General features: G+C 71.8%; 24 protein-coding genes. 14 read left to right on the top strand and 10 right to left on the bottom strand.

Annotation, left to right across the window (positions count from 1 at the left end; all coding sequences use genetic code 11):
- Positions 1-18: 18 nt before the first annotated feature.
- Complete coding sequence (locus EXE59_RS13015; protein WP_135839282.1) at positions 19-759, top strand: GntR family transcriptional regulator; 741 nt, start codon at positions 19-21, stop codon at positions 757-759.
- The gene (locus tag EXE59_RS13010; protein ID WP_135839281.1) at positions 756-1,796 is read left to right on the top strand and encodes a 1-aminocyclopropane-1-carboxylate deaminase; all 1,041 of its coding nucleotides are present in this window, start codon (positions 756-758) and stop codon (positions 1,794-1,796) included. Before EXE59_RS13015 ends, EXE59_RS13010 begins: the two co-directional genes overlap by 4 nt.
- 124 nt (positions 1,797-1,920) lie before the next feature.
- Here the strand turns inward: EXE59_RS13010 and EXE59_RS13005 are convergent, their stop codons facing one another.
- Positions 1,921-3,354, bottom strand: coding sequence for a tetratricopeptide repeat protein (locus EXE59_RS13005; RefSeq protein WP_135839280.1), 1,434 nt, complete (start codon positions 3,352-3,354; stop codon positions 1,921-1,923).
- A 99-nt stretch (positions 3,355-3,453) separates the two neighbouring features.
- Between EXE59_RS13005 and EXE59_RS13000 the strand changes: the two genes are divergently transcribed.
- The gene (locus tag EXE59_RS13000; protein WP_168218506.1) at positions 3,454-5,160 is read left to right on the top strand and encodes an NAD(P)/FAD-dependent oxidoreductase; all 1,707 of its coding nucleotides are present in this window, start codon (positions 3,454-3,456) and stop codon (positions 5,158-5,160) included.
- Positions 5,161-5,175: 15 nt separating this feature from the next.
- Here the strand turns inward: EXE59_RS13000 and EXE59_RS12995 are convergent, their stop codons facing one another.
- Positions 5,176-5,853, bottom strand: coding sequence for an aspartate/glutamate racemase family protein (locus EXE59_RS12995; protein WP_135839278.1), 678 nt, complete (start codon positions 5,851-5,853; stop codon positions 5,176-5,178).
- Between EXE59_RS12995 and EXE59_RS12990 the strand changes: the two genes are divergently transcribed.
- Positions 5,852-6,463 carry a GNAT family N-acetyltransferase gene (locus EXE59_RS12990; RefSeq protein ID WP_135839277.1) on the top strand — a complete coding sequence of 204 codons (612 nt, stop codon included), beginning with the start codon at positions 5,852-5,854 and terminating at the stop codon, positions 6,461-6,463. The two genes, EXE59_RS12995 and EXE59_RS12990, sit on opposite strands and share 2 nt — an antisense overlap.
- Here the strand turns inward: EXE59_RS12990 and EXE59_RS12985 are convergent.
- From EXE59_RS12985 to EXE59_RS12955, 7 genes are all read right to left on the bottom strand, one after another.
- On the bottom strand, positions 6,460-6,927 hold the full coding sequence (locus EXE59_RS12985) for a MarR family winged helix-turn-helix transcriptional regulator (protein WP_135839276.1): 468 nt from the start codon (positions 6,925-6,927) through the stop codon (positions 6,460-6,462). The two genes, EXE59_RS12990 and EXE59_RS12985, sit on opposite strands and share 4 nt — an antisense overlap.
- A gap of 91 nt (positions 6,928-7,018) precedes the next feature.
- Positions 7,019-7,492, bottom strand: coding sequence for a MarR family winged helix-turn-helix transcriptional regulator (locus tag EXE59_RS12980; RefSeq protein ID WP_135839275.1), 474 nt, complete (start codon positions 7,490-7,492; stop codon positions 7,019-7,021).
- On the bottom strand, positions 7,489-8,502 hold the full coding sequence (locus tag EXE59_RS12975; protein ID WP_210428986.1) for a branched-chain amino acid ABC transporter permease: 1,014 nt from the start codon (positions 8,500-8,502) through the stop codon (positions 7,489-7,491). The genes EXE59_RS12980 and EXE59_RS12975 overlap by 4 nt, the downstream gene beginning before the upstream one ends.
- Positions 8,502-9,356 carry a branched-chain amino acid ABC transporter permease gene (locus EXE59_RS12970; protein ID WP_135839274.1) on the bottom strand — a complete coding sequence of 285 codons (855 nt, stop codon included), beginning with the start codon at positions 9,354-9,356 and terminating at the stop codon, positions 8,502-8,504. Before EXE59_RS12970 ends, EXE59_RS12975 begins: the two co-directional genes overlap by 1 nt.
- On the bottom strand, positions 9,353-10,036 hold the full coding sequence (locus tag EXE59_RS12965; RefSeq protein ID WP_135839273.1) for an ABC transporter ATP-binding protein: 684 nt from the start codon (positions 10,034-10,036) through the stop codon (positions 9,353-9,355). Before EXE59_RS12965 ends, EXE59_RS12970 begins: the two co-directional genes overlap by 4 nt.
- Positions 10,020-10,793 carry an ABC transporter ATP-binding protein gene (locus EXE59_RS12960; protein ID WP_135839272.1) on the bottom strand — a complete coding sequence of 258 codons (774 nt, stop codon included), beginning with the start codon at positions 10,791-10,793 and terminating at the stop codon, positions 10,020-10,022. Before EXE59_RS12960 ends, EXE59_RS12965 begins: the two co-directional genes overlap by 17 nt.
- 116 nt (positions 10,794-10,909) lie before the next feature.
- Positions 10,910-12,112 (bottom strand): ABC transporter substrate-binding protein, encoded by a 1,203-nt coding sequence (locus EXE59_RS12955; protein ID WP_135839271.1) that lies wholly within the window; start codon positions 12,110-12,112, stop codon positions 10,910-10,912.
- A 257-nt stretch (positions 12,113-12,369) separates the two neighbouring features.
- On the opposite strand from EXE59_RS12955, the gene EXE59_RS12950 reads away from it, so the two are divergent.
- The 10 genes from EXE59_RS12950 to EXE59_RS12905 are packed head-to-tail and all read left to right on the top strand — an operon-like array spanning position 12,370 to position 22,927.
- Entirely contained in the window at positions 12,370-13,851 is a 1,482-nt protein-coding gene (locus EXE59_RS12950; RefSeq protein ID WP_135839270.1) for an aldehyde dehydrogenase family protein, read from the top strand.
- Positions 13,848-14,957 carry an NAD(P)-dependent alcohol dehydrogenase gene (locus EXE59_RS12945; RefSeq protein ID WP_135839269.1) on the top strand — a complete coding sequence of 370 codons (1,110 nt, stop codon included), beginning with the start codon at positions 13,848-13,850 and terminating at the stop codon, positions 14,955-14,957. The genes EXE59_RS12950 and EXE59_RS12945 overlap by 4 nt, the downstream gene beginning before the upstream one ends.
- A gap of 46 nt (positions 14,958-15,003) precedes the next feature.
- Positions 15,004-15,927, top strand: coding sequence for an SDR family oxidoreductase (locus EXE59_RS12940; RefSeq protein WP_135839268.1), 924 nt, complete (start codon positions 15,004-15,006; stop codon positions 15,925-15,927).
- Between the two features lie 8 nt (positions 15,928-15,935).
- The gene (locus EXE59_RS12935) at positions 15,936-16,835 is read left to right on the top strand and encodes an amidohydrolase family protein (protein ID WP_281280312.1); all 900 of its coding nucleotides are present in this window, start codon (positions 15,936-15,938) and stop codon (positions 16,833-16,835) included.
- The gene (locus EXE59_RS12930; RefSeq protein WP_210428985.1) at positions 16,832-18,364 is read left to right on the top strand and encodes an acyl-CoA synthetase; all 1,533 of its coding nucleotides are present in this window, start codon (positions 16,832-16,834) and stop codon (positions 18,362-18,364) included. The genes EXE59_RS12935 and EXE59_RS12930 overlap by 4 nt, the downstream gene beginning before the upstream one ends.
- Before the next feature lie 50 nt (positions 18,365-18,414).
- The gene (locus tag EXE59_RS12925) at positions 18,415-18,873 is read left to right on the top strand and encodes a MaoC family dehydratase (protein ID WP_135839267.1); all 459 of its coding nucleotides are present in this window, start codon (positions 18,415-18,417) and stop codon (positions 18,871-18,873) included.
- A 4-nt stretch (positions 18,874-18,877) separates the two neighbouring features.
- The gene (locus EXE59_RS12920; protein ID WP_210428984.1) at positions 18,878-19,861 is read left to right on the top strand and encodes an alpha/beta hydrolase; all 984 of its coding nucleotides are present in this window, start codon (positions 18,878-18,880) and stop codon (positions 19,859-19,861) included.
- Between the two features lie 4 nt (positions 19,862-19,865).
- Positions 19,866-20,996 carry an aromatic ring-hydroxylating dioxygenase subunit alpha gene (locus EXE59_RS12915; protein WP_135839266.1) on the top strand — a complete coding sequence of 377 codons (1,131 nt, stop codon included), beginning with the start codon at positions 19,866-19,868 and terminating at the stop codon, positions 20,994-20,996.
- Positions 20,993-22,000 carry a PDR/VanB family oxidoreductase gene (locus EXE59_RS12910; protein WP_135839265.1) on the top strand — a complete coding sequence of 336 codons (1,008 nt, stop codon included), beginning with the start codon at positions 20,993-20,995 and terminating at the stop codon, positions 21,998-22,000. Before EXE59_RS12915 ends, EXE59_RS12910 begins: the two co-directional genes overlap by 4 nt.
- Positions 22,001-22,012: 12 nt before the next feature.
- Positions 22,013-22,927 (top strand): alpha/beta hydrolase fold domain-containing protein, encoded by a 915-nt coding sequence (locus EXE59_RS12905; RefSeq protein ID WP_135839264.1) that lies wholly within the window; start codon positions 22,013-22,015, stop codon positions 22,925-22,927.
- 358 nt (positions 22,928-23,285) lie between these two features.
- Here the strand turns inward: EXE59_RS12905 and EXE59_RS12900 are convergent, their stop codons facing one another.
- Positions 23,286-24,467: an MFS transporter gene (locus tag EXE59_RS12900; protein ID WP_425464538.1), complete on the bottom strand. Its 1,182-nt coding sequence runs from the start codon at positions 24,465-24,467 to the stop codon at positions 23,286-23,288.
- Positions 24,468-24,496 lie beyond the last annotated feature (29 nt).

Genomic DNA, 24,496 nt, shown 5'->3' with positions numbered 1-24,496 from the left:
CGATGTGCAATATATTGCATGCCGGTGCCCGCCTCCCCCACCCCGCTCCGCACGTCGCTGCTGCGCGACACGGTCCACGACCGGCTGCGCGACGCGATCGTCGACGGCACCCTGGCGCCGGGCGAGGTCGTCCGCGACACCGAGCTCGCGGCGTGGCTCGGCGTGAGCCGTACGCCTGTGCGCGAGGCGCTGCTCCGGCTCGGGGAGACCGGGTTGGTCAGGGCGGCCCCCGGCCGCTCCACCGTGGTCGCCGAGATCGACCTCGACGAGGTCCGCCAGGCGCACGCCGTCGTGGTCGCCATGCACCGGCTCGCGGTGTCGGAGGCGGTCGCGCGGCTCACCGAGGACGACCTCGACCGGATGCGCGCGGCCAACGTCCGGTTCGCCGACGCGGTCGAGGCTCGCGACACCGCCGCGGCGTTGTCCGCCGACGACGACTTCCACGCCGTCGCGGTCGACGTGGCGGACAACCGCGCGGTCGCGACGGTGCTCACCCAGCTCACCCCTGTCGTACGCCGGCTCGAGCGACGCCGGTTCGCCTCGCACGCGGCAGCCGAGTCCGTCACGCTCCACGACCGGCTCGTCGAGGCCTGCGCCGCACGCGACGCCGACGCCGCGGCCGAGGTCGCCTTCCGCACCTGGCAGAACCTCGCCGACCTGATCCCCGACCCCCAGCCCGACCCCCAGCCCGACCCCCGGCCCGACCCCCGGCCCGACCCCCGGCCCGACCCCCGGCCCGACCAGCAGGAGACCCCGTGATCCTCGAGCAGTTCCCCCGCCACCCGCTCACCTTCGGGCCCTCCCCCGTCCACCACCTGCGGCGGCTCAGCGACCACCTCGCCGCCCGCGGCGGCGGCGCGCAGGTGTGGGCCAAGCGCGAGGACGTCAACAGTGGTCTCGCCTTCGGCGGCAACAAGGTCCGCAAGCTCGAGTACATCGTCCCCGACGTGCTCGCCAGCGGGGCCGACACGCTCGTCTCGATCGGCGGCTACCAGTCCAACCACACGCGGCAGGTCGCGGCCGTCGCCGCGCACCTCGGGCTGAAGTGCCGCCTCGTCCAGGAGAAGTGGGTGCCGTGGGACGACCCGACCAACACCCAGGTCGGCAACATCCTGCTCAGCCGGATGATGGGCGCCGACTCGCGCCTGGACCCGCACGGCTTCGACATCGGCATCCGCGACTCGTGGAAGGACGCGATCCGTGAGGTGGAGGAGGCGGGCGGCACGCCGTACGCCATCCCGGCCGGCGCGAGCGAGCACCGGCTCGGCGGCCTCGGGTTCGCGAGCTGGGCCTTCGAGGTCGCCGAGCAGGAGAAGGCGGTCGGTCTCACCTTCGACACCATCGTCGTCTGCACCGTCACCGGCTCCACCCACGCCGGGATGATCGCCGGGTTCGCCGCGCTCGAGGACCTCACCGGCGTACGCCGCCGCGTGCTCGGCATCGACGCCAGCGCGACGATCGAGAAGACCCGCGACCAGGTGGCCCGCATCGCGCGCCACACCGCCGAGCTGATCGAGCTCGGCCGGGACCTGCGCGACGACGAGATCACGGTGCTCGAGGGCTGGGCCGGCGAGCTGTACGGGCTCCCGGTCGACTCCACGATGGAGGCGATGGCCCTCGGCGCGCAGCTCGAGGCGATGATCACCGACCCGGTCTACGAGGGGAAGTCGCTCGCCGGGCTCGTCGACCTCGTCGAGTCGCGCGAGATCCCGGCCGACTCCCACGTGCTCTACTCCCACCTCGGCGGCCAGCCGGCGATCAACGCCTACCACTCCCTCTGGCCCGCGCAGGCCTGAGGTCGTGTCGACCGGCGCGATGGCAACGCGGACACGTGTCCCGGACGATGCCCTCGCTCGGCTCCGCGAGGGGCAACATCTCGCACACGTGTGGTGCGTGGCCTCCGGCGGAGACCGGGCGTCGTCAGGCGTGGGTCGCGAGCAGGCCCCGGGCGCGCTCGGCGTCGACCACGGCCCCGATCTGCTCGTACGCCGCCAGGGCGTCGGCCTCCTCGACGCGCGCCCCGCTCACGTTCCCCTGCGCGTGGTGGATCCGGCCGAGGAGCTCCGAAGCCCTGGCCGCCTCGTAGGAGAGGTCGATGCCCGCGAACAGTGTGTGGGCCCGATCGGCGGCGGTGGCGGCCTCGTCGAGCCTCCCCTCCGCCAGCAGGACTGCCGCGGCTCCCGCGTCCGCCGTCGCGCGCAGCGCCGGCGTGGGGTGCTGGCCGGCGATCACGGCCAGCTCGTCGGCAGCGGCGCGCGCCGTGTCGAGGTCGTCGAGGGACAGGGCCACCTCGAGCTGCGTCGGCAGCATCTTGGCCCGCTCGAGGGGCCCGATCCCGGTGCTGGCGAGTATCCGTCGGAGACCGGTCGCGGCCTGCTCCGGGTGGCCGCGCTGGACCATCGCCTGCGCCAGACCAGGATGCGGCGTCACCCCCATCTCGGCGGCCTGCCGGAACGCCTCTTCGGCAGCGTCGAGGTCGCCCATCTTCAGTCGCACCTCGCCCAGCTCACGGAAGGCCAACGCCGAGAACATGAGGTTGAACGAGCCCAGCTCGACCGTCGCCGCGCGCGCCTCCTCCTCGGCGTCGACGAGGGAGCCGCGCAGGCGGAGGATCTCGGCGCGGTGCACGCGGCAGATCCCGGGGAAGCCGTTGATGGCCTGGCGATCGCACCAGCGCGTCGCGGCCTCGGTCCAGTGCCCGGCGCCCTGCCAGTCGGCCAGCTGGGCGTTGACCGAGATCATCAGGCAGTAGATCATCCCGGTGGCCCGGGCGCCGAGCTCGCCGGAGACCGCTCCCTCGGTCGCCTCCTCCACCATCGCCAGCCCGCGCTCGGCATCCGCGCCTCCCGCGACCAGGCTGATGCCGTGGAACGCGTGCCCGAGCGCGAAGAGGTCCTTGTCGCCGTGGCGCCCACCGATCTCGGAGGCCAGCTCGGTGTGCTCGACGACCACCTCGTCCTCGCCCTCGCTGTGTGCCATGATCGCCAGGGCCAGGTGCAGCCACCCGTGCTCGGCTCCCTCGGGCTCGGGTTCCAGCAGGCGCGTCGCGTTCTGCAGCCAGGCTGCGGCGTCACCCTGCTCGCCGAGGTCGCCGTGGTGCTGGGCGAGGTCGATGGCGACGCGGGCGGCGTGCCGTGGGTCGTCCTTCTTCAGGTACTCCCTGTAGGCACGCTCGCGCAGTGCCATGCAGTGGTGCATCTTGCCGATCCACCACGCACACTCGGCCATCTCGTCGAGGTGCTCCGGCTCGAGGGGCGCAACGGCGTCAGCTGACGCGAAGAGCTCGAACGCCTCTCTCCAGGCGTAGCGCGACGCCGCGTCGCGCGCATCCCCCAGGATGGACTGCTCCGCCATCTGCTCAGTCTGGCACCCCTCGCAGCGTTGTCACTCGGCAAAATTGGGGGTGCTGGTGCACGGGTGTCGCCCGAGCCCCGACCGGGCCACAATCGTCGGGTGGACTCCCCACCGCCGCGGGGCGACCGGCCAGCACCGGAACGCCGACCCATCATCCTCGCCGTCGATGACGATCCGGACGCGATCGCCCTGCTGGGCAACGAGCTGGAGGACCGCTATGGCCGGGCGTACTCCGTGGTCACCGCCCGCGCTGTCGCGACGGCGCAGCGGCAGCTGGCCGACCTCTGCGCGGCCGGGGAGCGGCTGGCGCTGATCCTCTCCGACCAGTGGCTGCCCGACGGCACCGGTTGCGAGCTCCTCGCCCGCGCCGGCGAGCTGTTCCCCCACTCGCGACGCCTGCTGCTCATCTCCTGGGGAGAGTGGGAGGTCGACGCCACCGCACAGCCGCTGAGGCGCGCCATCGCGCTGGGCCAGGTGGACTACTACGCACTCAAGCCGTGGCGCCGGGCGGACGAGCTCTTCCACCACGTCGTCACCGAGAGCCTGCACGGGTGGGTGGGGTCCGACGCCTCGCTGTCCCGCGAGCTCGCGATCGTCGCCGACGCCGGAAGTCCCCGAGCCTCACAGCTGCGCAGCCTCCTGGACCGCAACCGGGTGCCGTTCGTCTTCCACGCGACCGGATCCCCGGACGGGCTTCGCCTCCTGCAGGAGTACCGCCAGCCGGACCCGGGCGTACCGGTGGTCATCCAGCGCAACGGCCGCGTGCTGGTCGACCCGAGCAACGCCGAGATCGCCGAGGCCTATGGAGCCCGCACCCGGCTCTCCGGCTCACTCGAGTACGACGTCACGGTGATCGGCGCGGGGCCGAGCGGCCTCGCCGCCGCCGTGTACGCGTCCTCGGAGGGACTGCGCACCCTGGTGGTCGAGCGCGAGACCATCGGGGGGCAGGCAGGCTCGAGCTCCCGCATCCGCAACTACCTCGGCTTCCCCCGCGGGGTCACCGGCGCGGACCTGGCCACCCGAGCACAGCAGCAGGCCTGGGTGTTCGGGACGACGTTCCTCCAGGTGTGCGAGGCGCAGGGTCTCCGCAGCAGCGGTGACCGGCTCTACCTCACCACGACGACCAGCAACGAGATCTCCACCGGCGTCGTCGTCCTCGCCATGGGCGTCAGCTACCGCAGCCTCGGCGTCCCGGCCCTCGACCCACTGGTGGGGCAGGGCGTCTTCTACGGCGCCACCGCCTCGGAGGCCGAGCGCTTCAGCGGACGCTCCGTCTACGTCGTGGGCGCGGGCAACTCCGCCGGCCAGGCCGCGGTCCACCTCGCCTCCCACGCCGCGTCGGTGACCATCCTCGTCCGCCGAGACACCCTCGCCGAGACGATGTCGACCTACCTCATCGACGAGATCGAGGGGCGGGCCAACATCGACGTGCGCTTCCGGACCGAGATCGTCGACGGCTCGGGCAGCGGGTCGCTGGCCACCCTCAGCCTGCGCGAGGCAGGCAAGGACGAGACCGAGACGGTCCCGGCCGACGCCGCCTTCATCCTCATCGGCGCCCGCCCCTTCACCGAATGGCTCCCGGACGAGGTCGTCCGCGACCGGTTCGGCTTCGTGGTGACCGGGCCGGGCGAGCACTGGCGGGCACAGCGTCCACCGTTCATGTTCGAGTCCTCGATGCCGGGCGTCTTCGCCGTCGGCGACGTGCGCTCCGGATCGGTCAAACGGGTCGCCTCGGCGGCCGGAGAGGGGTCGGTCGCGATCCAGCAGGTCCACCAGTACCTGCAGATGATCGAGGTCGGAGGGTGAGGTCCGACCTCCGGGTCAGGCGAGCGCGAAGTCCACGGCCGCCCTCGCATGCAGAGCCGTGGTGGCGAAGACCGGGACGTCGACGTCGTCCGGGCCGACCAGCAGCTCGATCTCCGTGCAGCCGAGCACGACGCCCTCGGCCCCGGCGGCCACGAGCCGGCCGATCACCCCGACGTACGCCGTGCGCGAGGACTTGCTGACCACGCCGTGGACCAGCTCGTCGTAGATCACCCGGTGCACCGTCTCGAGGTCCTCGCCCGACGGCACGAGCGCCTCGACGCCGCCCGCCGCCAGGCGCTCGCGCACGAAGGACTGCTCCATCGTGAACCGGGTGCCGAGCAGCGCGACCCGGGTGAGCCCGGCCGCGCGGACGGCGGCCGCGGTCACGTCGACGATGTGCACGAGCGGCACCGTGGTCGCCGCCTCGAGGGCGTCGGCGACCTTGTGCATCGTGTTGGTGCACAGCACGAGGCACTCGGCGCCGGCGGCCTCGAGCGCGGCTGCCTCCCCGGCGAGCAGCTCACCAGCGGCGTCCCACTCCCCCGCCGCCTGCATCGCCTCGACCTCGGCGAAGTCCACCGACGACAGGCCGATCTTCCGCATCGCGTGCGCCATGGTGGCCATTGAACAGGCCCGGGAACAGGCCCGGGAACAGGCCCGGTCGTCGGCGGTCCGGTCTAGCGTGGGCCTCATGGCCACGACGCCCCTCGCCGCCTCCGACGGGTTCCGCGTGTTCCCCGCGACCCACGCGCGCTTCGACGACGTACGCACGATGGTCGGCCCGAAGAACCCGACCTCGAGCGTGTGCTGGTGCCTGAGCCACCGGATCCCCGCCAAGGAGAACCGGGAGCTCGCCGGGCCGGATCGCGGGGCCTACGTCGAGGCGCTGACACGCAGGCGCACCAAGCCCGGCGTGCTCGCCTACGACGGCGACGAGGTGGTCGGCTGGGCGGCGGTCGCCCCGCGCGCCGACCTGCCGTTCGCGCGCTCGACGAAGATCCCGCACGTCGACGACCAGCGCGCCTGGTCGGTGTGGTGCATCCGGGTGCGACCGGGCCACAGGGGGCGTGGCATCTCCCACGTGCTCCTCGACGGTGCCGTGACGTACGCCGTGCAGCGCGGCGCCCCGGTCGTCGAGGGCTACCCGGTCGACAACCAGGGCGCGAAGGTCGACCTGACGATGGCCTACGTCGGCACCCGCAAGCTCTTCGAGGACGCCGGCTTCGAGCTCGCCGCGCGGACCGACGCGACCTCGGCGGGGTTCCCCCGTGTGGTCATGCGTGCCGCGGCACGACCCGGCTAGCGCGGCGTGGTGCCGCTCAGCGCGTGCCGGCAGCGCACCAGGTAGGTGCGCAGGATCTCGGTCTGCCCGACGTCGAACCCCTGGAGCATCCGGGCCTCGATGTCGGCAACGGACTCGTACAGGCCGTCGAGCGTGCGCTGCCCGTCCGCGCTCAGCGCCAACAGGTACTGCTTGCGATTGCGCTCGTCGCGCTCGCGGGTGATCAGGCCGCGGCCGAGGAGGACGGTCACCATCTCGGCCATCGACTGGGCGCGCACGAACGAGTTGCGGGCCAGCTCGGCGGAGGTGATGCCGGGATGGCGCTCCAGCACGGTCAGCGCGGTGTACTGCAGCGTGGTCAGGTCGGCGGTGGCGACCACGTCGTCCAGCGCCTGCCGGACCGCCAGCTCCACCTGCTTGATCAGGTAGAGGAGGGTGACGTCGCGCTCACGACCGGGCGTGAACGACGGAGATGTGCTGCTCATGGGCCCTCCCCTACGGTGCCGAGTCCTCCGACCGCGGCCATGACGACGTCGGTGGACGACTCTAACGGGCCCTGCCCTCCGGACCCGGATGCTACCGAGGCGGTCCCCCGCTCAGCGAGTGCCGGCAGCGCAGCAGGTAGGTGCGCAGGATCTCGGTCTGGCCGCCGTCGAACTCCTCGAGCATCCGGGCCTCGATGTCGGCGACCGCGTCCAGCAGCTCGTCGAGCACGCGCTGTCCCACTGTGGTCAGGGTCAGCAGGTACTGCTTGCGGTTGTTCTCGTCGCGCTCCCGCGCCACCAGCCCCCGACCGAGCAGGTAGGTGATCATCTCGGCCATGGTCTGCGCGCGGACGAACGAGTTGCGTGCCAGCTCGGCGGAGGTGATACCCGGGTGCCGCTGGAGGACGGTCAGTGCGGTGTACTGCAACGTGGTCAGGTCGGCGGTCGCCACCACCTCGTCGAGCTCCTGGCGGACCGCGAGCTCCACCTGCTTGATGAGGTAGAGCAGGGTGACGTCGCGGTCCCTGGCCGCCTCCTCTGCGGTGCTGGGCTGCGGCACGCTCATCCGCGCACTCCGACCCGCGCCCGCTCCACCAGCCGACCGACCCCCGCGTCGACGCTCGGGACCACACCTCGGGGCATGAAGAGGAGCGCGAGCACGAGCAGGGTGCCGTACGTGGCGTACTGCATGATCGGGGCCGCCGTGGGTGGCAGTCCGGGCTGGCTGCTGATCGTGTTGAGGACCTGGAGGAGCACCGAGACGACCACTGCTCCCACCACTCCTCCCCAGATGGTCCCGAGGCCGCCGACGACGGCCATGATCACGTAGGTGAACGACTCCACGGCCGGGAACGAGTCCGGGCTCACGTAGGGCGTGAGGAACGCCGAGAGTCCACCGGCGAGTCCGGCACACCCCGCCGACAGCGCGAAGATGGCGACCTTGCTGCGGTTCACCGGCACCCCCGCCGACTCGGCTGCGGTCTGGCTTCCGGCCAGTGCCTGGATGCCCCGGCCGAAGCGGCTGTGCACCGTCCGGTGGCTTACCAGCAGCACCAGCCCCAGGCAGCCCAGCGCCAGGTAGACGTAGGGAAGCTGCCCGACGACGACCCGGTCGCCGACGCCCAGCGGTGGGATGCCGCTGACCCCGAGAGCGCCTCCGAGCACGTCGAAGGTGCTCATGGCGGTCTGCACCATCAGCAGCAGCGCGAGCGTCCCGAAGGCGAGGTAGTGCCCGTGCAGGCGGAGCAGCGGTACGCCGACCAGCGCGGCGAACCCGGCCGCCACGAGCGGCGCGGCGAGCAGCGCGACGAGGGGTGGGAGCTCGAACCTCGTGGTGCCGACCGCCACGGTGAGCGCGCCGGCGGCCACGAAGGCGCCCTGGCCGAGGGACGCCTGGCCGGAGTAGCCCATCAGGATCGACAGGCCGGTGACCACGATCGCGGCCAGCACCATGCGCATGAAGAAGGTCAGGTCGGACAGCACGAGCGGGGCCACGCACGCGGCCCCGCAGGCCAGGACCACGAGGATGCTCCGGGGCTGGGGACGCGACACCACTCGTCGCATCATGTCCGTCATCACTTTGCCTCCTCGTGGGCGAAGCTGCTGCTCCGCGCGATCATGATCACCATCATCAGCAGCAGGGCCACCTCGGTCTGGTAGGACCCGTTGAGGTAGCCCGCCGTGAGCTGGCCGGCCACCCCGAGCCCGAGGCCGCCGACCAGGGTCCGGAGCGGGCTGACCAGCCCGCCGAAGACGGCGGCGGCGAAACCGCCGAGGGCCATGGGCAGGTCGGAGTAGAACGAGAGGGCGTTGCTGGGCGCGACCAGCGCGCCCGCCAGACCGCCCAGGGCACCCGAGAGTCCGAAGGCGACCAGCCCCATGCGACGCACGTCGATGCCGACGAGGCGCGCGGCGAAGGGGTTCGACGCGCTGGCGGTGAGCGCCTTGCCGAGGTAGGTGCGGGAGAAGAACAGCGAGAGTGCCGCGAAGGCCACGAGCGTCACGACGAGCACCAGCAGCCGCTGCCGCTCCACCTCGGCACCGAGGATCGTCGCGAACCCGTCGAGCCCGGGTGGCGACACGGGGTCCTGGCCCCACAGCCAGATGATGGCGGCGGAGAACAGCATCGAGACGCCGAGGGTGATGATCAGCGAGATCAGGGGCGGGGTGCCACGCTTGCCGATGGCGATGATGCCGACCAGCACGCCGACCGCCCCGCACACCACGACGGTCACCGCCTCCCCCACCACGTGCGGCAGGCGTCCCGCCAGCAACGAGGCGGACAGCATCGCGCCGAGCACGGCGAGGGAGCCTTGCGCGAAGTTGACGACGCGGGTGACCCGGTGCACGACGACGAAGCCGCTGCCGATCAGGGCGAACGAGGAGCCCAGCGCGATCCCCGTGACCAGGTAGGTGACGAGCTCACTCACGGCGACACCTCCACGTCCGCAAGCTCGGCGAGGTCGCCGAAGTAGGCCTTGCGCACGGCGTCGCTCTCGGCGAGCTCGGCGCTGTCCCCGGTCACCACGACCCGGCCCGCCTCCAGGACGCAGGCGCGGGCGCACAGGTTGAAGGCGAGTGTGACCTCCTGCTCGACCAGGAGGACGGCGGTGCCACGTTCGGCGTTGAGGTAGCGAAGGTGCTCGGCGAGCTCGTCGACCACGATGGGCGCGAGGCCGAGCGACAGCTCGTCGATCGCCAGCAGGTCGGGTCGCGCCATCAGTGCGCGGCCGATCGCCACCATCTGCTGCTGTCCGCCGGAGAGCCGACCCGCCTTGCGCCGGCGCATCCCGGCCAGGTCCGGGAGCAGGTCGAACACCTCGTCCAGCTGTCGGTTCCGGATCGACCAGCCCCCGAGGAGCAGGTTGTCCTCGACGCTCATGTCGGGGAACATCTGGCGGCCCTCGGGGACCTGGGCGACGGTGCCCTCGACGACGACCGATCCCGAAGCCGCCTTGAGCTGCCCGCTGACGGTGTTGATCAGCGTGGACTTGCCGGCCCCGTTGGGTCCGACCAGGGCGACCATCTCACCGCGGCCGACCTCGAGGGACACTCCGTCGAGGGCCACCGCCGAGCCGTAGCGCACGACGAGGTCACTGATGTGCAGCATGGTCTGCTCCCGTTCCGAGGTAGGCCTTGACGACGGCGGGGTCGGAGGTGACCTCCGCCGGAGAGCCGTCGGCGATCACCGTTCCGAGGTCCAGCACCGTGATGCGGTGGGCCAACGAGGTGACCATGCCGACGTCGTGCTCCACGAGCAGGATGGTGGTGCCCGCTTCGTTCAGCTCGCGGATGAGGCCGGCGAGCTGCGTGCGCTCGGCCGCCCGCAGCCCGGAGGCCGGCTCGTCGAGAAGGAGCAGCCGTGGCTGGCCGGCCAGCGCCCGCGCCACCTGGAGGCGGCGCTGCTGGCCCAGCGGCAGGCCCTCGGCCGGCCGGTCCGCCAGCTCGAGCAGCCCGACGCGGTCCAGGCACTGCTCGGCCCGGCCGCGGATCTCCCGCTCCTCGCGGCGCTGGGCCGGCGGCCGGAACGCGGCGGACACCAGGCCCGCCCGCGAATGGGCGTGCGCCCCCACCATCACGTTCTGCAGCAGCGACATGCCCGCGAACAGGCGGGCACCCTGGAACACGATCGCCACTCCGCGGCGCGCCCGGACGTGGGGTGGCAACCGGTCGATGTGCGCCCCGGCCAGGCTGATCGATCCGGCGTCCGGGCGCAGGTGCCCGGCGATCAGGTTGAAGAGCGTCGACTTGCCGGCGCCGTTGGGACCGATCACCCCGCGCAGCTCGCCCTCGGCGACCTCGAGGCTGACGTCCTTGTTGGCGTAGACACCGCCGAAGTGCTTCGACACGCGTTGGACCTCGAGCATGCTGGCCTCCGCTGGTGGTGGGTGGACTGGCTGGCGTGATGGCGAGGTGCGGGCCGGACGGCTACCTGTCCAGCCCGGCCCGCACCCGTCTCGTGACGTCGGACCTCGCGGCCCGACTACTCGGGCAGGCTCGTCCCGAACGCCTCGAGGGAGTACGGCGTCGCCTTCAGGTCGCCGTCCTCGACCCGGACGATCGCGATGGCGTCCTTGCCGATGCCGCCGTGGTCGTCCTCGGAGAACTCGAACCTCCCGATGGGCGTGAGCACGTCGAGGGACTCCAGGGCGTCGCGCACCTTCTCCCGGTCGCTGGACTCCGCCTTCTCGATCGCGGCCACCAGCAGCTGGATGCCGGCCGCGCCGTCGAACGCGAACTGGGGCGGGTAGACGTCGTTCTGCTCCAGCCACGGGTTCGCGAACGCGTCGACGGCGTCCTTGAGCGGGCCTGCCGGCAGCTCACGGCCCGGGACGGCGATGCTGCTGGTCATCACGACTCCCTCGGCCTCCGCGCCCGCGGGCTCGACGTACAGGTTCGAGGCCTGCGCGCCGGTCATGACGAGTGGGATGCCGGACCCGGCGAACTGCTTGGTGATGATGACCGATGCAGGACCGGCGACCCAGACCAGGAAGGCATCGGGCTCGGCGGCCTTCACCTTCGAGATCGCCGCGGTGAAGTCGGTCGCCGCGACGTCGATCGCCTCGTCGACCACCACCTCGATGCCCGCCGCCTCGGCGGCCGCGACGGTCGCGTCGTTGCCGTTCTTGCCGTAGGGATCCTCCGACGTGTAGGCGATCGCCAGGGACTCGACGCCCTCCGACTCGAGGTAGTCGACCACCGCCTCGGCGTAGAGCTCCGGGATCGCCACGCACGTGAAGGCGTAGGCGTTCGAGCCGTCCTTGAAGGCGCTGACCGGCCCGAGGGCGATGGTCGGGATCTTGTTGCTCTCGGCGCTGGGACCGATCGCGGTGGAGGCCGAGACGTTGGAGGAGGACAGGATCGCCGTGTAGCTGCGGTCCCCGGCCATCTGGTTGTACTCGGTCACCGACTGGGGGACCTCGGTCTTGTCGTCCTTGATGGTCACCTCGAGGTCACGGCCGAGGACACCGCCGTCGGCGTTGATCCGGGCGACCTCCTGCTCGATCGCGGCCTTGTCGCCGATGCCGAGTGGCGCGAACGGCCCGGTGAGTGGCACGACGACCCCGATCTTGATCGGGCCGGACGAGCTGGCGGTCCCGCCTTCGGCGGAGCCGCACGCGGCCAGACCGAGTGCCAGAGCGAGCGCTCCGGCGACGGTGGGGACGGTGAGTCTGGTGCGGAGCATGGGTCACCTCGAGTAGATGGGTCCGAGAACCGGAATGTCAGGTTTCCTGTTAGTCAGGAATCCTGAAGGTGGAGTATGACCGGCGTCACATCGACTGTCAATAGTTCACTTCACGCGGCCCGAGAACGCCCAGCGGAGCGACCCAGGACCCCTGGCGGCCATTGGTGGAATGGCGCGGATTCGCCCATTGACAAGGTGAGCACCGCCACATCAGACTGTCGTTTCGACAGGAACCCTGATAACTTGGGATGGCAATGATGAGTCAAGAGGCACAGCAGCTCGCGCCACGACAGCTGTTCGTCGGCGGCGCATGGCGCGAGGGGAACGCCGGCCTGCGCCGCGACGTGGTCGATCCCGCGACCGGGGAGATCCTCACCACGGTCGTGGAGGCCGACGCCACGGACGTCGACGTCGCCGTACGCCATGCGCGCGAGGCATTCGACGACGGCCCGTGGCCACGGATGCCGGCGCGTGACCGGGCGCGCATCCTGAACAGGGCCGCCCAGCTGATCCGCGAGCGAGCCGATGAGCTCGTCTCCCTCGAGAGCCACGACGTCGGCAAGCCGGTGTCCCTGTGTCGCGCCGTGGACGTCGAGACCGCAGCCCAGCAGTACGAGTACTGCGCGGCGTTGGCCCAGGGCCTCGAGGGCGCCACCCGCTCCACGCCGATCCCGTCCCTCGCCTACACGACCCGGCTGCCGGTGGGTGTCGTGGGCGCCATCACCCCCTTCAACTTCCCGCTGATCCTGTCGAGCACCAAGATCGCCGCGGCCCTGGCCGCCGGCAACGTCGTGGTCCACAAGCCCGCCGACGACACCCCGCTCAGCGCGCTCTTCATGGCCGAGCTGCTCAAGGACGCCGGCGTCCCGGACGGGGTGCTCAACGTCGTCACCGGCAGCGGCCAGGTCGTCGGCGAGGCGCTGCTGCGCCATCCCGGCGTCGACAAGATCGCCTTCACCGGGTCGACGGCGATCGGCCGCCACGCCGCCAGCGTGGCCGGCGAGCACCTCAAGCCGGTCACCATGGAGCTCGGCGGCAACGCGGCCCACATCGTCTTCGACGACGCCGACCTCGACGTGGCGATCGGTGCGGTGATCAAGGCGTTCGTCTTCAACTCCGGTCAGTTCTGCATGGCGGGCCCGCGGCTGCTCGTCGCCCGGCCGCTGCACGACACGGTCCTGGGGATCCTCGAGCAGGCGGTGCCCACGGTCCCGATCGGCGACCCGCGTGACTCGGCGACGGTCATCGGCCCGCTGGCCGGCGAGCGTCAGCTGACCAAGGTCGAGGACTACGTCGAGCTGGCCCGCAAGGAGGGCGGCCGGATCGTCTGCGGCGGCGAGCGGCTCGACCTCGACGGCGGCTACTACTACCGGCCGACCGTGATCGCGGACCTGCCCGCCGACTCCCGCGTGATCGCCGAGGAGGTCTTCGGACCGGTCCTCACCGTGCAGCCTTTCGACGACGAGGACGAGGCCGTGGCACTCGCCAACGGCACGCCCTACGGCCTCGCCGCCGGTCTCCAGACCCGCGACGTGACCCGGGCCCACCGGGTCGCGGCGCGCCTCGACGCCGGGATCGTGTGGGTCAACGACTGGGCGATGCTCGATCCGGCAGTGCCCTTCGGCGGTGTCAAGGACTCCGGCTTCGGCCGCGAGTACGGTCCCGAGGCACTGGAGGCCTACACCAAGGTGAAGTCCGTCGTCGTCTCCCTTCCGCCACTGCCCCGGGAGCAGGCATGACGATCACCACCCAGGCCGCCGTCGTCGAGTCCGGGGGCGCCCCCTTCACCCTGGTCGACGTCGAGCTCGACGAGCCCCGTGCCGACGAGGTGCTGGTGCGGATGACCGCGGCCGGCCTCTGCCACACCGACCTCGGCGTGGCCTCGGGCGGACTGCCGTTCCCCCTGCCCGGCGTGCTCGGGCACGAGGGGGCCGGCATCGTCGAGCGGGTCGGTCCGGCCGTCACGTCGGTGGTGCCGGGCGACCACGTCCTGCTGTCGTTCACCTCGTGCGGGTCCTGCCGCAACTGTCGCGGAGGGCACCCGGCCTACTGCGCCACCTGGCTCCCCGACAACCTGATCGGTGGCGCTCGTCGCGACGGATCGGCCACCATCAGTCGCTCCGGCGAGCCGATCGGCGGCCACTTCTTCGGCCAGTCGTCCTTCGCCCGGCACGCGGTGGCCGACGAGCGCAGCGTGGTCAAGGTCGACTCCCGCTCGCCGCTGGAGACCCTCGCGCCGCTCGGCTGCGGCGTGCAGACCGGCGTCGGCGCGGTGTGGAACGTGCTCCGACCAGGACCCGGCAGCACCGTCGTCGTGGCCGGCGCGGGGGCGGTCGGCCTCTCGGCGGTGATGGCTGCCGCGCTCACCCCCGCCCAGCGGATCGTGGCAGTCGACGTCAAGCCCCACCGGCTCGACCTGGCCCGCAAGCTGGGTGCCACCCACGTCGTCGACGCCTCGCTGGAGGACTACGCGGAGCGGATCGCCGAGCTCACCGGCGGTGCCGGCTGCGACGGGGTCATCGAGACCACCGGGAACGTCACCGTCCTGCGCCAGGCGGTCGACTCGCTGGCCGCGCGTGGCACCGCGGTCGTCGTCGGTGCGCCGCCGTTCGGCACCGAGGTCGGGCTCGAGGTCAATGGCCTCCTCGGCGGCAAGCACGTCGTCGGCATCACCCTCGGCGACAGCGAGACCCAGACGTTCATCCCGGTGCTGGCGGAGATGGTCGGTGACGGACGGCTGCCGGTCCCCGAGCTGGTCACGACCTACGACTTCGCCGACATCCAGCAGGCGGTCGAGGACGTCAGGAGCGGCGTGACCATCAAGCCGGTCCTGACCTTCGACTGACTCGCACACCATCCACGCACCCCCCACCACCAGGAGCAGACACCAGATGGACATCACCGGAAGAGTCGCCGTCGTCACGGGCGCCGGGCAGGGCCTCGGGCGCGCCTACGCCGTCGCGCTCGCCGACGCCGGAGCAGCGGTCGTCGTCAACGACGTCAACGACGAGAAGGCGGCCGGCGTCGTCGACGCGATCACGGCCGCTGGTGGCCGGGCGGTGGCGGAGGTCGTACCCGTCGGCACCACCGAGGCCGCCGAGCGGCTCGTCGCCCGCGCCGTCGACACCTTCGGCCGGCTCGACATCATGGTCACCAACGCCGGTGTGCTCCGCGACCGCGTGCTGTGGAACATGAGCGACGAGGACTTCGACACCGTCACCCAGGTCCACCTCCGCGGCACGTTCACGTGCGTCCGCGAGGCGGCCAGGCACTTCCGCGCCCAAGGTGAAGGGGGGCGCGTCATCCTCGCCGGGTCACCGGCGGGCCAGCGCGGCAACTTCGGCCAGACCAACTACGCCGCCGCCAAGGCCGGCATCGTCGCGATGGCCCGCACGTGGGCGATGGAGCTGGCGCGGGCCGACGTCACCGTCAACGCGGTGATCCCCAACGCCGCCACGGCGATGACCGAGACGATCCCGTTCCTGGCGCCGTACGTCGAGCTGATGGAGCAGGGCCTGCCGGTCCCGTCCGTGGTCCGCCGGGCCGCCTCGTTCGGCACCGCCGACGACGTCGCCGGGCTGATCGTCTACCTCGCCTCGGACGCGTCCGCCGGTGTCACGGGCCAGGCGATCGGGATCGGCGGTGACCGGCTGTCCCTGTGGTCCCACCCGACCGAGATCCGCAGCGCCTTCCGCGACGGCGGCTGGACCGCCGACGTGATCGCCGAGGCGTTCGGGTCGACCGTGGGCGAGGTGCAGGAGACCTACGGCATCCCCGCGCCCGACCTGCCCACCCTGCAGCCCCACGAGGCATAGGGGTCGACGTGCCCGAGCCCTACACCTCCCGGATCGACGTCTCGGTCCTGACGGCGATCGACGTGCACACGCACGCCGAGACCGACGGGTGCGGACACTACTCGCTCCCGGAGAACCTCCGCGCGGGCGCCGACCGCTACTTCGGGGTCGACGGCGGCGGGCCGCCCGACCTCGACCAGCTCGCCGCCTACTACCGCGAGCGCCGGATGGCGGCGGTGGTCTTCACGGTCGACGCCGAGTCCGCTCTCGGCCACACCCGGATCGCCAACGAGGCCGTGGTCGAGGGTGCCAGCCGCAACGCCGACGTGCTGATCCCGTTCGCCAGCATCGACCCGGCCAAGGGCCGCGCAGGTGTGCGGGAGGCGCGGCGGCTCGTCGAGGAGCTCGGGGTGCGCGGCTTCAAGTTCCACCCCAGCGTGCAGGCGTTCTACCCCGACGACCGCGCGGCCTACCCCCTCTACGAGGTGCTCGAGGAGCTCGGCGTGCCGGCCCTCTTCCACAGCGGGCAGACCGGCATCGGGTCCGGGCTCCCGGGCGGAGGAGGGATCCGGCTGAAGTACTCCAACCCTCTCCACCTCGACGACGTCGCCGTCGACTTCCCCGACCTGACCATCGTCATCGCGCACCCGTCGTTCCCCTGGCAGGACGAGGCGCTCGCGGTCGCGTCGCACAAGCCGAAGGTCTACATCGACCTGTCCGGGTGGTCGCCGAAGTACTTCCCCCCGCAGCTCGTGCGCTACGCCAACAGCCTGCTCAAGCACAAGGTGCTGTTCGGCTCGGACTTCCCGCTGATCTCGCCCGACCGGTGGCTGGCCGACTTCGACGAGCTCGAGATCAAGGACGAGGTGCGGCCCCTGGTCCTCAAGGACAACGCGGTCGCGGCGCTGGGCCTCGGAGCACCGTCGTGATCGGCCCCGGCATCGGCAGCTGGCCCGCTCGCCGGGCGAGGATGAACCCGTCCACGGTGGCCCTCTGCACCGACACCGAGGAGCTCACCTACACCGAGCTCGCCGGCCGGGTCGAGCACACTGCGGCGCGCCTGCGCGAGCTCGGCGTGTCGCACGGCACCAGGGTCGCCTACCTCGGCCCCAACAGCATCGACACCTGGGTCTGCTTCTTCGCCACCGCCCGCGCCGGGGGCATCTTCGTCTCGCTCAACATCCGCCTGGCCGCGCCCGAGATCGGCTACATGCTCGCCGACAGCGGCAGCCACCTGCTCGTCCACGGCCCGGAGTGCGCGGAGCTCGCGGCAGCCGCCGAGCCGGTCGAGCACGGCGTCGCCCGGGTGGTGCCCGCCGCCGACCTCCGGCCCTCGGGCCCGCCGGGGGCCGCGGCCGGGTCGCCGTACGCGATCGTCGAGGGCGAGCCGGTCGAGCTCGACGACCCGGTCCTGATCCTCTACACCTCCGGGACCACCGGCCGTCCCAAGGGCGCCGTCCTCACCCACGGCAACCTCACCTGGAACACGGTCAACCAGCTCGCCCACGTCGACGTGCTGAGCACCGACGTCGCGCTGTGCGTGGCGCCGCTCTTCCACGTCACCGGCCTCGGCCAGGTCTCGATGCCGACCCTGCTCAAGGGGGGCACCGTCGTGGTCGTGCCCAAGTTCGACGCGGGCGCCTTCCTCGCGTTGATCGCCCGTCGACGTGCCACCGGCTTCTCGGCCGTCCCGACCATGCTGCAGATGATGTGCGAGCACCCCGACTGGGTGTCTGCCGACCTGTCCTCGCTGCGCTACGTGATCTACGGCGGCTCGCCGATCGCCGCGCAGGTCGCGCAGGCCTGGCTCGACCGCGGCGTCGTCGTCCAGCAGGGCTACGGCATGACCGAGGCCTCGCCCGGCGTGTTCATGGCTCTTCCCGACGGCGCTGCGTCACGGCCCGTCTCGGCCGGCGTGCCGCACTTCTTCACCGACGTCCGGCTGGACGCCGAGGGCGAGCCGGTCGTCGGAGCCGGGCGTGGTGAGCTGCTGGTGCGTGGTCCCCACGTCTTCGCCGGCTACTGGGGCCGGCCGGAGGAGACGGCGCAGGTCGTCGAGGACGGCTGGTACCGCTCCGGTGACGTCGTGCGGATCGAGGACGACGGCTGGGCCTACGTCGTCGACCGGGTCAAGGACATGATCATCTCCGGCGGCGAGAACATCTATCCCGCCGAGGTCGAGATGGCGATCGCCGAGCTCAGCGACGTCACGGCTGCGGCCGTCGTGGCAGTGCCGGACGCGACGTGGGGGGAGGTCGGCTGTGCCTACGTCGTGCTCCGGACGGGCGCCGACCTCGATGAGATCGCGTTGCGCGCCCACCTCGAGCAGCGGCTCGCGCGCTACAAGATCCCGCGCTACGTCGAGCTGTGCGACGAGCTGCCGCGCAACGCCACCGGGAAGGTCCTGCGCTCCGTGCTGCGCGAGCGGGCCCTCCTGGACCACCCCGCGGCCCCATGACCCACCCCACCGTCCCCGTCCACCGCACCACCACGACCCATGGAGGCCCCATGACCACGATCGCCCATCCCAAGGACCTGCTGACGATGATCGGCGAGGACCTCGGCACCAGCGCCTGGTGCGACGTGTCCCAGGATCGGATCAACCTGTTCGCCGACGCCACCGACGACCACCAATGGATCCACGTCGACGTCGAGCGGGCCACGGACGGCCCCTTCGGCGGACCGATCGCCCACGGCTACCTCACGCTGTCGCTGCTGATCCCGCTCTGGACCGAGATCCTCGTCATCGAGGAGATCGACATGGCCGTCAACTACGGCCTCAACAAGGTGCGTTTCCCCGCGCCGGTGCCTGCGGGCTCCCGCGTCCGGCTGAGCACCTCGCTCGCGGACGCCGAGGAGGTCGCCGGTGGCGGGATCCAGGCCACCATCGACGCCGTCATGCGCGCCGAGGGCATCGACAAGCCGATCTGCATCGCGCAGATGGTCCACCGCTACTACAAGGCGTGATGACGTGAGCACTCCACCGATGACCTTCGACTACGACCCCGAGCTCGCCCCCTGGGCCCCGGCCTTCGCCCAGCTGTCCTTCGCGGACATCCCCGCAGCCCGCGCAGGCGAGGCAGAGCTGCTGGCGGCGCTGCCGCCGTACGAGTCGGCCGTCCCGCTCGCAGTCGACGAGCTCCTCCTCCCCGGTCCCGACACGGCGCCGGAGGTGCGGGTGCGTCGCTACGCTCCGACGAGCCAGGACGGTCCCCTGCCGGCACTCCTCTACGTCCACGGAGGCGGGTTCGTCGTCGGCAGCCTGGATCTCTACGACGCCGACTGCCGCCGGTACGCTGCCGAGGTCGGTGCCGTGGTGTTCTCCGTCGACTACCGCCTCGCCCCGGAGAATCCCTTCCCGGCAGTGCTCGAGGACTGCTTCGCGGCCCTGACCTGGGTGGCGGACAACGCAGCCGAGCTCGGGGTGGACCCCGACCGGATCGGGATCGGCGGCGAGAGCGCCGGAGGCGGCATCTCGGCCGGCGTCGCGCTGCTCGCCCGCGACCGCGGCGGTCCGCGCCTGTGCGTGCAGTTCCTCGGGATCTCCGAGCTGGACGACCGCCTCGCCACCAGGTCGATGCGCACGCTCGGGGCGGAGAGCATCCCCGTCACGACGCTCGCGAACATGGAGATCAGCTGGGACGCCTACCTGGGACCGGGCGTGCGCGGGACCGACGACGTGTCGCCGTACGCCGCACCGGCACGCGCCACCGACCTGGCCGGCCTGCCGCCCGCCCTGGTCACGGCATACGAGCTCGACGCGCTCCGCGACGAGGACATCGCCTACGCCCAGCAGCTGATGTCGGCAGGGGTGCCGACCGAGCTGCACGTGTACTCCGGGGCGTTCCACGCGTGCACCTGGCTCTCGCAGGCCGTGCTCTCCCAGAAGATCCTCGGCGACGTGGTCGACGGGCTGCGCCGCCGACTGCACTCGCCGGTCGCCGAGGCGGTGTGAGGCGATGGCCGAGCTGATGGCGGGCGGGAGGGTGGCGGCGAAGATCTTCCCGCACCCGCTGAACGCCTGGTACGCCGTCGCGTGGGACCACGAGGTCACCGCCAAGGCTCTGATGTCGCGCACCGTGGCGGGCAAGCCGATGGCGCTCTACCGCACCCGGGACGGTCGCCCGGTCGCGCTCGCCGACGCCTGCTGGCACCGGCTCGCCCCGCTCTCGATGGGCAAGCTGGTCGGCGACGACGAGGTGCAGTGCCCCTACCACGGCCTGCGGTTCAACTCGGCCGGTCGCTGCACCGCGATGCCGGCGCAGGAGACCATCAACCCGTCCGCGATGGTGCCGTCCTACCCCGTCGTGGAGCGCCACCGCTACCTGTGGGTGTGGCCCGGCGACATGACGCTGGCCGACCCCGACCTGATCCCGGACATGCACCAGATGGACGACCCCGAGTGGGCCGGCGACGGCCTGATGATCGAGGCGCCGTGCAACTACCAGCTGATCCTCGACAACCTGATGGACCTCACCCACGAGGAGTTCGTGCACGGCAGCAGCATCGGGCAGGAGGAGCTCAGCGAGTCGGAGTTCCGCACCCGGCTCGAGGACGACGGCTCCGTGACCGTCGAGCGGTGGATGCTCGACGTCGAGCCCCCGCCGTTCTGGCGCAAGAACATCCGCGACCGGTTCCCCGACTTCACCGGCCGCGTCGACCGCTGGCAGATCATCCACTACTACGCGCCCTCGACGATCTGCATCGACGTCGGCGTCGCCCGGGCCGGCACCGGCGCGCCGCAGGGCGACCGCAGCCAGGGCGTCAACGGCTACGTGATGAACACGATCACCCCCGAGACCGACCGCACGTCCCACTACTTCTGGGCGTTCATGCGCAACTACCGCCTCGACAGCCAGCTGATCACCACCCAGCTCCGCGAGGGCGTGAAGGGCGTCTTCGCCGAGGACGAGGCGATGCTCGCCGCCCAGCAGGCCGCGATCGACGCCAACCCCGACCACGAGTTCTACAGCCTCAACATCGACGCCGGCGGCATGTGGGTACGCAGGATCCTCGACCGGATGCTCCAGACCGAGGGCCGCGCCCCAGTCGGATCGGCTGCCGGGTCGCCGGTCGGGTCGGCGCGATGACCACCAGCGCCCACCCCGACTGGGCCACCGGCCGGGTCCTCGCCACCACCCCGGTCGCGGCAGGCGTCCAGCGGATCACCATCCACCGGCCCGCCCGCCCCGCCCACGGTCGGGCGGCGCCGGGCAGCCACCTCGACGTACGGGTCCCGATCGGTGAGGGGACCGACCTCCGATCCTACTCCATCGTCGAGTCCGACGACGAGGGATCAACCCTGACGATCAGCGTGCTGAGGATGCCGCAGTCGCGCGGCGGCTCAGCCTTCATGCACACCCTCGCCCCGGGCGACGAGCTCCAGGTCACCCAGCCGCTGCAGAACTTCCCCCTCAACGTCACCGCCCCGCGACACGTGCTGCTCGCCGGCGGCATCGGCATCACCGCCCTCGCCGCGATGGCCGCCGTGCTGCGTCGCGTGGACGCCGACTACACGCTCGTCTACGTCGGTCGCAGCCGGGAGCGGATGGCGTACGTCGACGAGCTGGCCCGGCTGCACGGTGACCGGCTCCAGCTCCACGTCGACGCCGAACGGACGCCCCTCGACGTCGCCGGGCTGGTGGCCTCGATCGGCAGCCATCGGCTGGGCACGGCGACCGAGCTCTACATGTGCGGGCCGATCCGGCTGATGGACGCCGTACGACGGGAGTGGGACACCGCCGGCCTGCCGCCGGCCCACCTGCGCTTCGAGACCTTCGGCAACAGCGGCTGGTTCCTGCCCGAGGAGTTCGTGGTCACCATCCCCCAGCGAGCGGTGGAGGCGACCGTACGCAGCAACGAGACGATCCTCGAGGCGCTGACCCGCGCCGGTGTCGACCTGATGTACGACTGCCGAAAGGGCGAGTGCGGGCTGTGCCTGCTCGACGTCGAGCGGGTGGACGGCACCCTCGACCACCGCGACGTCTTCCTCAGCGGGGCCCAGAAGGCAGCCGGACGATCGATCTCGACCTGCGTCTCGCGGGTCGCCCGGACCGGCAGCTCGACCCCGACGCTGTCGCTGACCCTGCCCTAGATCGGAGGCCACATGTCGCTCCTCACGAACCCACGCATGGCGGCGCTGGCGGCCAGGGCGATGCAGGGCGCCGTGGGGCTCGGCGCACGTCGCGCCACCGCCGTCGCCCACGACCGGTGGCCCGAGCTGCCGCGGACGACCCGCGAGCTCAGGATCCCCACTTCCGTCGGCTCGGCGGCCGCCGTGGTCTACCTGCCCGCGACCGACGGACCCTCGCCCGTGCACGTCAACTTCCACGGAGGCGGCTACGTCCTGCCGTCGACCGAGCTCGACGACCCGCTGTGCCGCTTCCTGGCGGCCGAGGCGGGGGTGACCGTGGTCAACGTCGACTACGTCGTCGCACCCCAGCACCCGTTCCCTGCCGCGCCCCACCAGGCCTACGAGGTCGTCCGATGGGTCGCCGAGCACGGCGGCGACCAGGGCTGGGACGGGGCGCGCCTCACGATCGGCGGGCAGAGCGCCGGAGGTGGCCTCGCTGCGGCCGTGGCCCGCCTGGCCCTCGAGCGCGGCGGGCCCCGGCTCGCGCTGCAGGTCCTGCACTACCCGCCGCTCGACCTCGCGACGAGCGCCAAGGACAAGTCGGCAGTCGCCGAGCGACCGATGCTGCGACCGTGGATGGCGGAGGTCTTCGACGGCTCCTACGTCCCCGATGCCCGGCAACGCGCGGACCGCCTGGTCTCCCCCGCCAACCCGGCCGACACCGCCGACCTCACCGGCATCGCCCCCGCGGTCGTGATCACGGCCGAGCTCGACCTGCTCCGGGACGAGGGCGACCGGTACGCCGAGCGGCTCCGACGGGCCGGCGCGCTCGTCCACCACCACGTGGTCCAGGGTGCCGATCACGCCTACGACGGCAACGACGACGACCTGGCTCGCCGGGTCTACGACCTGATCGCCGCGCGGGTGCGTGACGCCGTCGCGGCGTAGCGGGCGCGCACCTTGGTGCTGTCAACGAGAGCTCAACCAAGTTGGGAAGTGTTCACGATGATCGAGTGGGGATCAGCCACCTGGGGCGGCAACGTCCACCAGGCGTCCCACGGCTCCGGGGACACCGACAAGCACGGCAACGACACCGCCGACGCCGACGCCGACAAGTAGCCCCCGACCGAGGCAACCTGAGCGCTGCGCATGGACACCGGACGCCGTCACCTTCGCTTCGTCGCCCTCGGCGACTCGGCGGCCTACGGCCTCGGGGGTCCGGCAGCGGCCCAGCCCCGCGGGGGGCCCGGCTCCTGGGTGAGGCCATCGCCAGCGACCACCATGTCTCGAATCCGGTCTGCGCAGGTCACCACGTCGCCCGTCGGGCCCCCTCGTCAGTCACGTCCTCGTCCTGGAGGTGGGAGCGCGCGTGGTCGGGCAGGCGGGCCGCGAGGATCACTCCCGGCAGAGCCAGCGCAGCCATCGCGGCGAGGGCGAGGTAGGGGTTGCCGATCAGCACCTGCACCGCCAGCACGAACACGACGCCACCGAGATTTCCCGCCAGCAGCAGGAACCCGGTCGAGGTCCCGTCCCGGCCGGGCCCGGACTCGAGCTCGGACCACTCGAGCGCGATCGGCAGCCCGGCGAGGAGCACGAAGCCCTCGACGGCCAGGACTGCCCCGACGAACAACACGTCCTGCACCAGGGCGATCGCGACGAAGGCGAGCACCGTGGTCACCGACGTCGCCACAAGTACCTCCCGACGGCGGTTGAGCCTGGCTGCGAGGCCCGGGAGCAGGACGGCGCCGCCGATCCCGGCGACGGTCATGACCGCGAGGAGCGCTCCCCCCACGCCGGGCCGGTCGAGGTCGGTGAGGATCGCGTCGAGCCACGTCGCCACGGCGTTGAAGACGCCGACTCCGACGAAGAGGAGACCGGCGAGCAGCCACATCAGCCGGTCGTGGCGCAACCAGCTGGAGGACTCCAGCCTCGGGGCCTCGGCCACCACGGCGGCAGGAACCCGCAGAGCGAGCACGACGGCGAGCGCGGCGGCCGCCGCGAAGCCTGCATGCACGCCGACAACGAGCTCGATGCCGCCGGCGTCGACCAGCGCCCGTCCGGTGAGAGCCGCGACGAGGATGCCTGCGAACTGCGCCGCGCTGGCCACGGAGATGGCGACGGTCCGCTCGCCCGGCGGGAAGTAGCGGGCGGCGATCTTCGTGCTCGCGTTGAGGACGAGTGGCTGGCCGACGCACACGACCAGCTGGCCGGCCAGGACCATGGCGTACGACGACGGGTCGACGAGGCGCAGGAGCGCGCCACCTCCGGTGCACAAGGCCCCGGCGAGCATCGCGGTGCCGAAACGTCGGTCCAGCCAACGGCCCGCCGGGATGGCGAGGAGCACGTAGACGAGCGGGTTGGCGGCGGCGAGGTCACCGATCGCACCTTCGGAGACACCCAGGGCCTCGTGGGCCTGCTCCGTGATCGGGGCGAAGGTCAGCCAGAGGACCTGGGTGGCACTGACCAGGGACGCGAAGGCGGCCAGCACCAGCCACCTTCCCCTCGGCACTGTGGCCG

This window comes from Nocardioides eburneiflavus (assembly GCF_004785795.1).
Lineage (GTDB): Bacteria > Actinomycetota > Actinomycetes > Propionibacteriales > Nocardioidaceae > Nocardioides > Nocardioides eburneiflavus.
Note: the sequence above shows the minus strand (reverse complement) of the source record. Positions and strands in the feature narration are given on the sequence as shown.

What these genes read in the sequence shown, in the direction of transcription:
- EXE59_RS13015 (WP_135839282.1), top strand. Translation starts at nt 19, where the DNA reads ATGCCGGTGCCCGCCTCCCCCACCCCGCTCCGCACGTCGCTGCTGCGC.
- EXE59_RS13005 (WP_135839280.1), bottom strand. Translation starts at nt 3,354, where the DNA reads ATGGCGGAGCAGTCCATCCTGGGGGATGCGCGCGACGCGGCGTCGCGC.
- EXE59_RS12990 (WP_135839277.1), top strand. Translation starts at nt 5,852, where the DNA reads ATGGCCACGACGCCCCTCGCCGCCTCCGACGGGTTCCGCGTGTTCCCC.
- EXE59_RS12995 (WP_135839278.1), bottom strand. Translation starts at nt 5,853, where the DNA reads ATGAGGCCCACGCTAGACCGGACCGCCGACGACCGGGCCTGTTCCCGG.
- EXE59_RS12985 (WP_135839276.1), bottom strand. Translation starts at nt 6,927, where the DNA reads ATGAGCAGCACATCTCCGTCGTTCACGCCCGGTCGTGAGCGCGACGTC.
- EXE59_RS12980 (WP_135839275.1), bottom strand. Translation starts at nt 7,492, where the DNA reads ATGAGCGTGCCGCAGCCCAGCACCGCAGAGGAGGCGGCCAGGGACCGC.
- EXE59_RS12975 (WP_210428986.1), bottom strand. Translation starts at nt 8,502, where the DNA reads ATGACGGACATGATGCGACGAGTGGTGTCGCGTCCCCAGCCCCGGAGC.
- EXE59_RS12965 (WP_135839273.1), bottom strand. Translation starts at nt 10,036, where the DNA reads ATGCTGCACATCAGTGACCTCGTCGTGCGCTACGGCTCGGCGGTGGCC.
- EXE59_RS12960 (WP_135839272.1), bottom strand. Translation starts at nt 10,793, where the DNA reads ATGCTCGAGGTCCAACGCGTGTCGAAGCACTTCGGCGGTGTCTACGCC.
- EXE59_RS12955 (WP_135839271.1), bottom strand. Translation starts at nt 12,112, where the DNA reads ATGCTCCGCACCAGACTCACCGTCCCCACCGTCGCCGGAGCGCTCGCT.
- EXE59_RS12950 (WP_135839270.1), top strand. Translation starts at nt 12,370, where the DNA reads ATGAGTCAAGAGGCACAGCAGCTCGCGCCACGACAGCTGTTCGTCGGC.
- EXE59_RS12945 (WP_135839269.1), top strand. Translation starts at nt 13,848, where the DNA reads ATGACGATCACCACCCAGGCCGCCGTCGTCGAGTCCGGGGGCGCCCCC.
- EXE59_RS12940 (WP_135839268.1), top strand. Translation starts at nt 15,004, where the DNA reads ATGGACATCACCGGAAGAGTCGCCGTCGTCACGGGCGCCGGGCAGGGC.
- EXE59_RS12925 (WP_135839267.1), top strand. Translation starts at nt 18,415, where the DNA reads ATGACCACGATCGCCCATCCCAAGGACCTGCTGACGATGATCGGCGAG.
- EXE59_RS12915 (WP_135839266.1), top strand. Translation starts at nt 19,866, where the DNA reads ATGGCCGAGCTGATGGCGGGCGGGAGGGTGGCGGCGAAGATCTTCCCG.
- EXE59_RS12910 (WP_135839265.1), top strand. Translation starts at nt 20,993, where the DNA reads ATGACCACCAGCGCCCACCCCGACTGGGCCACCGGCCGGGTCCTCGCC.
- EXE59_RS12905 (WP_135839264.1), top strand. Translation starts at nt 22,013, where the DNA reads ATGTCGCTCCTCACGAACCCACGCATGGCGGCGCTGGCGGCCAGGGCG.